This is a genomic window from Caulobacter sp. GW821-FHT10E02 (assembly GCF_059415225.1).
In genome coordinates, this window is sequence record NZ_JBWKMV010000001.1 from 2,176,562 (window position 1) to 2,184,602 (window position 8,041).

Sequence of the window (8,041 nt, forward strand, 5' to 3'; positions counted from 1 at the left end):
CCCTCTCCCTTGGGTTGGGCGCATTAAACATAGCGGCTCCTAACAACCGCTTTAGTTGCGCGCCTGCCAAGAGGTCTGGTGAGGTCGCAGGCGCACCGGCGCGGACTTGTAGGCCGGCGTGCCCGAGCGCTGGTCGTGATCGTCCAGCGACACCACGACATTGGTCTCGGGATAATAGGCGGCCAGGCACCCCGGCGGGATGTCGCGCGCCACCACGGTGAAGGCCCGCACGATCCGCTCGCCGGTGTCGTCGAACGCCGCGCCCAGGTCGACCAGGTCGCCCTGCGCCAGGCCCAGCCGGTCCATGTCGTCGGGATTGGCGAAGATCACGTCCCGGCGGCCGAACACCCCGCGATAGCGATCGTTCATGCCGTAGATCGTGGTGTTGTACTGGTCGTGGCTGCGCAGGGTGGTCAGGATCATCACGTCCGGATCGCCCTGGCGCGGATCGCCGCCCTTCGGGTCGAACGGCAGGAAATTGGCCTTGCCGCTGGCGGTCTTCCACACCCGGTTCGACGGCCCGACCTCCAGGCGGAAACCGCCCGGCACGCGGACCTTCTCATTATAACCCTCGAAGGTCGGGAAGACCTTGGCGATCAGATCGCGGACGGCGTCATAGTCGTCGGCCAGGCCCAGCCAGTCGATATGGCGGTCGTCGCCGAACGTGGCGTGGGCGATTCCCGCCACGATGGCCGGCTCGGACATCAGATGCTCGGACGCCGGCGGGTTGAGGCCGCGCGAGGCGTGGACCATCGACATCGAGTCCTCGACCGTGATCGACTGGCGGACGCCGGCGCGGACGTCCAGCTCGGTGCGGCCCAGGCACGGCAGCAGGATGGCGTCCTTGCCGATCAGCAGGTGCGTGCGGTTAGGCTTGGTGGCGATGTGGACGGCCATGTCCAGCTTGCGCATGGCCGCGAAGGTCCGCACCGGATCGGGCGCGGCCACCGCGAAATTGCCGCCCAGGCCCACGAACACCTTCGAACGGCCCGCTTCCATCGCCTCGATCGTCTCGACCACCGTATGGCCATGCTCGCGCGGCGGCTCGAAACCGAACACGGTCTGGATCGAATCCGACAGCGCCTTGGACGGCTTCTCCCAGATGCCGACCGTGCGGTTGCCCTGGACGTTGGAGTGGCCGCGCAGCGGACAGATCCCCGCCCCTTCCCGGCCGATATTTCCCTTCAGCAGCAGCAGATTGACCAGCTGTTGCACCGTGCCGGAGCTGTCGCGATGCTGGGTCAGGCCCATGCCGTAGCAAAGGATGGTCGCCTTGGCCTTCGCGTAGGCGGTCGCCGCCTCCTCGATCCGCTCGCGGGACATGCCGCTGCCGGCCTCGATATCGGCCCAGTCCATGGCCTCCAGCTGGGCGGCCAGGATCTCGAAGCCGGCGGTATGCTCGTTGATGAAGTCGCGATCGAGCACGTCCTCGCCCATCGCCAGCACCGCCTTCATCATCCCCTGCACGAAGGCCGCGTCGCCGCCGATCTTCAGCTGGAAATAGGCCGAGGCGATCGGCGTCGAGCTCAGGGTCGCCATCTCGACCGGGTCCTGCGGCGCGGCGAACTTCTCCAGCGCCCGCTCCTTCAGCGGGTTGAAGGCCATGATCGTCGCTCCGCGCCGGCTGGCGTCGCGCAGCGAGGTCATCATCCGCGGATGGTTGGTGCCGGGATTGTGCCCGAAGCACAGGATCAGGTCGGCGTGGTCGAAGTCCTCCAGCGTCACCGACCCCTTGCCCAGGCCGATCGAGTCCGGCAGGCCGACGCTGGTCGGCTCGTGGCACATGTTCGAGCAGTCCGGGAAATTGTTGGTCCCGAACCGCCGGCCCAGCAGCTGGTACAGGAAGGCCGCCTCGTTCGACGCGCGGCCCGAGGCGTAGAACTCCGCCTCGTCCGGATGGGCCAGGGCCTTCAGCGCCGCGCCGGCCCGGGCGAAGGCCTCGTCCCACGAGATCACTTTATAATGGTCGTCGGCCGGATCGTAGGCCATCGGCTCGGTCAGCCGGCCCAGGTCCTCGATGGCGTGGTCGGTCCAGGTCAGCAGCTCGCTGACCGTGTGCTGGGCGAAAACCTCGGGCGTGGCGCGCTTGGTCGTCGCCTCCCAGGCCACGGCCTTGGCGCCGTTCTCGCAGAACTCGAAGGACGAGGTATGCTTGGGATCGGGCCAGGCGCAGCCGGGGCAGTCGAAACCTTCGGGCTGGTTGGCCCGCATCAGGGTCTTGCCACCCTCGACCACCGTCTCCTGGTCGACCAGGGCGCCGGCCACGGCCTTCAGCGCGTCCCAGCCGCCGGCCGGATGGGTATAAGGACGAACACCCGAGACCTTGTCGTCCGCCATCACGCCGTCTCCAACACAGACTCTACAAGACGCTCAGCCCCGGCGAACACCGCGTGGCCGTCGGCGCGGGCCAGGGCCACCAGCGTCAGGTTGGCCTCTTGCGCCTTGGTCACCGCCAGCTCGGTCGGGGCCGAGACGGCGACCAGGATCGGGCAGCCCATGCGCGCAGTCTTCTCGACCATCTCGAACGAGGCGCGGCTGGTGGCGACGACGAAGCCGTCCGCCGCATCGATCTGCTGGCGAGCCATCAGGCCGGCCAGCTTGTCGAGGGCGTTGTGGCGGCCGACGTCCTCGCGGACCGCGACCAGCGCGCCCTCCTTAGTAAAGAAGGCCGCCGCGTGGGTGGCGCGGGTCAGGCGGCCCAGGGCCTGCTCGGCCTCCAGCGCCGCCAGGGCGCGGGGGATGGCGGCGTGCTCGATGCGAGCGCCCTCGCCCAGCACCGGCAGCGGCCGCACCGCGTCGGCCAGGCGCTGCACACCGCAGAGCCCGCAGGATGAGCGGCCTTCCAGGTTGCGTGGCCGGGCCTTCTTGATCAGCGCGCCGGGCGCCAGTCGCACATCGACCAGGATGCCCAGCGCCTCGTCCTTGCGGACGATCTCCAGCACGTCGGCGGCGGTGGCGATGCCCTCGGTGATCACAAAGCCCAGGGCCAGGTCCTCGACGTCCTGCGGCGTGGCCATCAGCACCGTGTGCGGACGGCCGTCGAACGACAGACCCACGGCCGTCTCGCGCGGCAACGGCCGCTCGAGGGCCTGGACGGGGACGCCGGCGCGCCATTGAACGGCCGGACGGGGCGTGGCGGAGGAACGCGACATGCCCGGAGTCTAGGCCCGCCCTGAGCCGAAAGGAACCATCCGATGGGATGAGCCCGTCACGTGACGACATGAATGTTCAAATCCGTCATCGTTCAGCGGATGACCAAACGCCGTTCCTGACGCAATGTCCCCCCATGGCTGGCACGACCTTCGACACCCGACGCGCACAGATGTTTCCCCGGCTGGAGGCGGCCGAGATCGATCGGCTGCGCCGGTTCGGCAAGGTCATCCACGCCGAGCCTGGCGCGGCCCTGGCCACCGCCGGCGTCGCCTCGCCCGGCCTGTTCGTGGTGCTGGCCGGCCGCGTGGCCATCAGCCGCCGCGACGCCCATGACGAGAGCCAGCCGATCGTCGAGCACGCCGCCGGCCAGTTCGTCGGCGAGATCGCCCAGCTGTCGGGCCGCCCCTCGCTGGTCGACGTCACCGCCATCACCCAGGTCGAAGCCCTGCTGATCGAGCCCGAACGGCTGCGCGCCGTGCTGGTGGCCGAGGCCGAGCTGGGCGAGCGGATCATGCGCGCCTTGATCCTGCGCCGGGTCAGCCTGATCGAGACCGGGGCCGGTGGCCCGATCATCATTGGCCGCGAGAGCGACGGCCAGGTCATCCGCCTGTCGGGCTTCCTGGCCCGCAACGGCCACCCCTACCAGAACCTCGATCCGGACCAGATGGACTGCGCCAAGGTGCTGATCCAGCGCTTCCAGGTCGACGACAGCGAACTGCCGATCGTGCTGTGCCCGAACGGCGAGATCCTGCGCCAGCCGACCAACCACCAGCTGGGCCGCTGCATCGGTCTGGTCGGGCCGATCGACGCCAACCGGCTCTACGACGTCGCCGTGGTCGGGGCCGGGCCCGCGGGCCTGGCCACCGCCGTCTACGCCGCGTCCGAGGGCCTGTCGGTGCTGGTGCTGGACACCCGCGCCTTCGGCGGCCAGGCCGGGGCCTCGGCGCGGATCGAGAACTATCTGGGCTTCCCCACCGGGATCACCGGCATGGCCCTGATGGGCCGCGCCTATGGCCAGGCCCAGAAGTTCGGGGCCGAGCTGGCCATTCCCGACGAGGTCGCCTCGCTGGTCTGCGAGGACGACGGCAAGCATCGCTATCGCCTGTCCCTCGCCAGCGGCGAGACAGCCCAAGCCAAGACCGTGGTCATCGCCAGCGGCGCCCGCTATCGCCGGCTGGAGGTCGAGAACCTGGACCGCTTCGAAGGCGCCTGCGTCCACTATTGGGCCTCGCCGCTGGAGGCCAAGCTGTGCGCCGGCCAGGAGGTCGCTCTCGTGGGCGCCGGCAACTCGGCGGGCCAGGCGGCCGTCTACTTGGCCAGCCAGGTCAAGAAGGTCTGGATGATCGTGCGCGGCGAGAGCCTGGCGGCGACCATGTCGCGCTACCTGATCGACCGCATCGAGAGCACGCCCAATATCGAGGTCGTCGTCAAAAGCGCGATCGTCGATCTCGAGAGCGAGGAAGACAAGGCCGCCCAGCTGTCGGCCGTGCGCTGGCGTGGTCCGAACGGCATCGAGACCGTGCAGCCGGTCAGCCACCTCTTCCTGTTCATCGGCGCCGCGCCCAACACCGCCTGGCTGACCCACTGCCATGTCGAGCTGGACAACCACGGCTTTGTCCGCACCGGGACCGATCTCGCGCCCGGCCATCCCTTGCTGCAGACCAGCCGCAAGGGCGTGTTCGCGATCGGCGACGTCCGGGCCGGCTCGGTCAAGCGCGTTGGGGCCGCCATCGGCGAAGGCGCCCAAGCCGTCGCCGCCATCCACGCCTATCTCGCGGAAGCCTGAACCATGACCTGCTCGCACGGCGACTCGATCCATCACGTCACCCCCGGCACGAAGGGCTGCGAGGAGTGCCTGAAGTCTGGCGGCTGGTGGGTGCACCTGCGCCTGTGCCGCACCTGCGGCCATGTCGGCTGCTGCGACGACAGCCCGTCCAAGCACGCCACCAAGCACTTCCACGCCACCAAGCACCCGATCATCGAGGGCTATGACCCGCACGAAGGCTGGGGCTGGTGCTTCGTCGACGAGGAATTCGTCGAGCTGCCCGACCAGACCCCGCAGGTCGGGCCGATCCCGAGGTTCGTCGAGGGCTAGGCTAACGCTCCACTCTACTCAGCGCTCAAGGGCGCCCTTGCCCGCGATGATCTTGTCGCGGAACTTCTCGATCCGCGCGAAGCGGGTCGCCGGCTGCTTGGCCTGGTTCAGGGCGAACAGATAGCTCTTCTGGCGGCCCGGCGTCAGCGTGTGGAAGGCCTCGGCCAGTTCTGGATCGGCGTCCAGCGCCTCGGTCAGCTCGTCCGGCGTGTCGATCTCGCGCGCGATCCGCACGGGCTTGGTCCCGGCCTCGGCGTGGTCCATCAGCTGGCGCAGATAGGCCCGGATCACCGGCGCCTTCTCGGCGACCCGCCCATTGGCAGTGAAGCGCATCATGCCCGGCGTCTGGCTGTTGGGCCCTTGCGGCTCCAGCACGCCTTCGCTGTCGACCAGCAGGCTGGGATTGAGGAAGGTGAGCCGGAAGTCGCCCCGGAACGCCCCGAAGATGGCGATGTTGCGCCCGGCGTGCAGGTAGCACGGGTGAGCCCACTTCACCGTCTCCTCCAGCCCCATGTCCAAGCAGATCCGGCGCAGCGCGTTCAGACCGTCGATCCACGGCCGGGTCGAGCAGTCCGGCGTCGCGAACCTGTCGCACCGGCCACAGCCCTTGCTGAAGAAGTCATCGGGATCGGTGATCATCGCCATGGCCTTCTCCTGCCACCTTTTCCGGACGAAGCGAAAGGGACGTGTTCGCGGACGCGCGGCGGCGCCCTTCCGCCGGTTGAGCCGACAGGTTTGGGGAGGCGGCGGAGCGTCCGGGCAAGGCCCGGATGAGGTTGTAGAGGAACACCGTTTCGGCCGAGGCCGGAGCGCTCCGCGTGACCGTTGCGCCTGGGCCCTCGACGCGCGGGGTCTTAACCCGCTTCCGAAAGAGGCCCAGAGCGGGCGGAGGACATGCGTTCCCTCCGGACCACGCGGGCGATTTCAGCCCGCGCCTGCCGCGCCGTTCAAACCCTCGCCGCCCGGCCTTCGTCCCGATGTTTCAGGGAACCCGTCCGGATCCGTCGCAAGGGCGGCCCTAAGGCCAAGACCAGCGCTTCCCGCTCGATCACCCCCGCCGCGCCTTCGGTCGCCAGCTGAACGCCCTCCCCGCGACGGGGCAAGGAGAAGTATGGGTGAGGTTTTCAGGGTGATGCGTCGATTTTGGTTGGGCTCGCGGGTGGCGGGCGCAAGGTGTTGATCTTGCTTGAATTTAGAAGCTTCAGCTCCCGTGCGCCGACGGGAATTCACGCTTACGGCAAATCAACAAGGCGCGCTACGAAAGTCCGCTTTCGGCCCAAAGACGACGTTTAGTCCTTCGCTGGAGGGCCGGCATTGCATTCCCCAGGATGAAAGTTGCAAAGCCGCTCAAAGACAACCCTTGCGTTTAGTGCAAGCCTCCTAGAAGTTTCCCTTGGAGGCGACCATGAGCTGGGACTTCGACGATATCCTAGAGTTGAATCCGCGGTCACCCAATCAGGTCCGCTCGCCCGTGGAGCGCTTGCTAGATGTTGGCGGTGCGTCGCCCAATCTTCTTTGCTACATGGCAGATGAAGTCGAGCGGCGCGGGCCAAACTACGTAGCCGCTCTCTTCCAACTCCCCTTCCCTATCTCACTAGAACGGACATGGGAGCATCTGCCCACCTCACCCGACAGTCTGTCGGCTGAGGTCACCTTCCTTGAAATGGTCCTACACATCGATGACTTTGGCCGGTTCAAGCTTTCAGACGGTCCCCTAGATCAAGTGGAAGAGACCGGCAGCGTTGCAATCGCCCAAGGGCTCGCGATCTTCCAAGTCTGGGGAAAACGCCAGCGAATCCATCCCCGCTACCTCTCCCTCGTGGACCAGGGTCGCTTTGATGAGGTCGTGGCTTCGCAAAGCGACAGCTGGATCCAGAACCGCCCCATAACCGCGCAGGCTTACGAAGAGAATTTTTCCACCCGCCTGCGCCTTGAAGTTGGCAGTATGCTGGCGCGCTTCCTTCCGACCTATAGTCTTTTGGCCCGATCGGAGGCGTCACCTCCCCACAAAATCTATGGCTTCTCAACGATGCTTTCACCGGGGCGCGTGTCGAAGGTGGGATCCGCGTTTCCATTGATGAAGCACTTTCTCAATCAACGCTCGTGTGGCGCGAACGCACCTGTCGGGAGTATGAATCTACAAGCGGCGCTTCGCGGTCCACCACGGGAACTGGGCCGTTTTGAAAGTCAGTTGTTCGCGATGGAACGGCTGCGGAGAGACGGCGAGGTCGCGTTGTCGGTAATCGGAACTGCAGCCCTCCTCGAGTGGTTGCTGGCGAGCCGATTTGGCAAGGGCACGTTAAATGCTCTCCTAAGAAGTCCGGAACTTCACTTTTTACCTTCAGAATTTCTTGCTCTCGCAGATGAAGCGCGAAGAGCGCGCAATGGTCTCGTTCACGGTGCGCCCCCAAAACGCCGCTTCGCGAGACAAGTTGGCGACATCGCCTGGAGTGGCCGGGAAATGGGCGATAACGCGCTCACCCCTGAACGCGCGCGCCAATTCATCGAAGGTGCCTTCGAAATTTTTCGACTGCTTAACCGCCATGCAGGTTCAATTGCCGATCGCGGGGAAGACCCGCTGAGTGCCCGCTAACACCCCCTTGGCGCGAGGTCCGGCCAATTTGAAGTCCGCTCTCCACCCTGAGCGAACATAGCGCCCAAGCAAAAGGCCCCGGAGATTGCTCTCCGGGGCCTTCGCATTTCTCAGCCGAAGCTCAGAAGGTCGATTACTCGACGATCTTGGCCACGACGCCGGCGCCGACGGTGCGGCCGCCTTCGCGGATGGCGAAGCGC

General features: G+C 66.7%; 7 protein-coding genes. 3 read left to right on the plus strand and 4 right to left on the minus strand.

Going from position 1 to position 8,041, the window contains the following annotated elements:
- Nucleotides 1-51: 51 nt before the first annotated feature.
- Together AC07NI_RS09620 and fdhD are read right to left on the minus strand one after the other, a co-directional pair.
- Nucleotides 52-2,337 (minus strand): FdhF/YdeP family oxidoreductase, encoded by a 2,286-nt coding sequence (locus AC07NI_RS09620; protein WP_494618174.1) that lies wholly within the window; start codon nucleotides 2,335-2,337, stop codon nucleotides 52-54.
- Nucleotides 2,337-3,152, minus strand: coding sequence for a formate dehydrogenase accessory sulfurtransferase FdhD (gene fdhD, locus AC07NI_RS09625; RefSeq protein ID WP_494618176.1), 816 nt, complete (start codon nucleotides 3,150-3,152; stop codon nucleotides 2,337-2,339). Before fdhD ends, AC07NI_RS09620 begins: the two co-directional genes overlap by 1 nt.
- Nucleotides 3,153-3,286: 134 nt before the next feature.
- On the opposite strand from fdhD, the gene AC07NI_RS09630 reads away from it, so the two are divergent.
- On the plus strand, nucleotides 3,287-4,939 hold the full coding sequence (locus AC07NI_RS09630; protein ID WP_494618180.1) for an FAD-dependent oxidoreductase: 1,653 nt from the start codon (nucleotides 3,287-3,289) through the stop codon (nucleotides 4,937-4,939).
- Between the two features lie 3 nt (nucleotides 4,940-4,942).
- Nucleotides 4,943-5,248, plus strand: coding sequence for a UBP-type zinc finger domain-containing protein (locus AC07NI_RS09635; RefSeq protein ID WP_494618183.1), 306 nt, complete (start codon nucleotides 4,943-4,945; stop codon nucleotides 5,246-5,248).
- An 18-nt stretch (nucleotides 5,249-5,266) separates the two neighbouring features.
- Here the strand turns inward: AC07NI_RS09635 and AC07NI_RS09640 are convergent, their stop codons facing one another.
- The gene (locus AC07NI_RS09640; protein WP_494618186.1) at nucleotides 5,267-5,893 is read right to left on the minus strand and encodes a YdeI/OmpD-associated family protein; all 627 of its coding nucleotides are present in this window, start codon (nucleotides 5,891-5,893) and stop codon (nucleotides 5,267-5,269) included.
- A gap of 760 nt (nucleotides 5,894-6,653) precedes the next feature.
- Here AC07NI_RS09640 and AC07NI_RS09645 point away from each other — a divergent pair.
- On the plus strand, nucleotides 6,654-7,841 hold the full coding sequence (locus tag AC07NI_RS09645) for a hypothetical protein (protein WP_494618188.1): 1,188 nt from the start codon (nucleotides 6,654-6,656) through the stop codon (nucleotides 7,839-7,841).
- 133 nt (nucleotides 7,842-7,974) lie between these two features.
- On the opposite strand, the gene AC07NI_RS09650 is transcribed toward AC07NI_RS09645, so the two are convergent.
- On the minus strand, nucleotides 7,975-8,041 hold a 67-nt coding region (locus AC07NI_RS09650; protein ID WP_143104203.1), incomplete at its 5' end, for an EF-Tu C-terminal domain-related protein.

Coding starts and splice junctions, on each gene's coding strand:
- fdhD (WP_494618176.1), bottom strand. CDS start 3,152: ATGTCGCGTTCCTCCGCCACGCCCCGTCCGGCCGTTCAATGGCGCGCC.
- AC07NI_RS09630 (WP_494618180.1), top strand. CDS start 3,287: ATGGCTGGCACGACCTTCGACACCCGACGCGCACAGATGTTTCCCCGG.
- AC07NI_RS09645 (WP_494618188.1), top strand. CDS start 6,654: ATGAGCTGGGACTTCGACGATATCCTAGAGTTGAATCCGCGGTCACCC.
- AC07NI_RS09620 (WP_494618174.1), bottom strand. CDS start 2,337: ATGGCGGACGACAAGGTCTCGGGTGTTCGTCCTTATACCCATCCGGCC.
- AC07NI_RS09640 (WP_494618186.1), bottom strand. CDS start 5,893: ATGGCGATGATCACCGATCCCGATGACTTCTTCAGCAAGGGCTGTGGC.
- AC07NI_RS09635 (WP_494618183.1), top strand. CDS start 4,943: ATGACCTGCTCGCACGGCGACTCGATCCATCACGTCACCCCCGGCACG.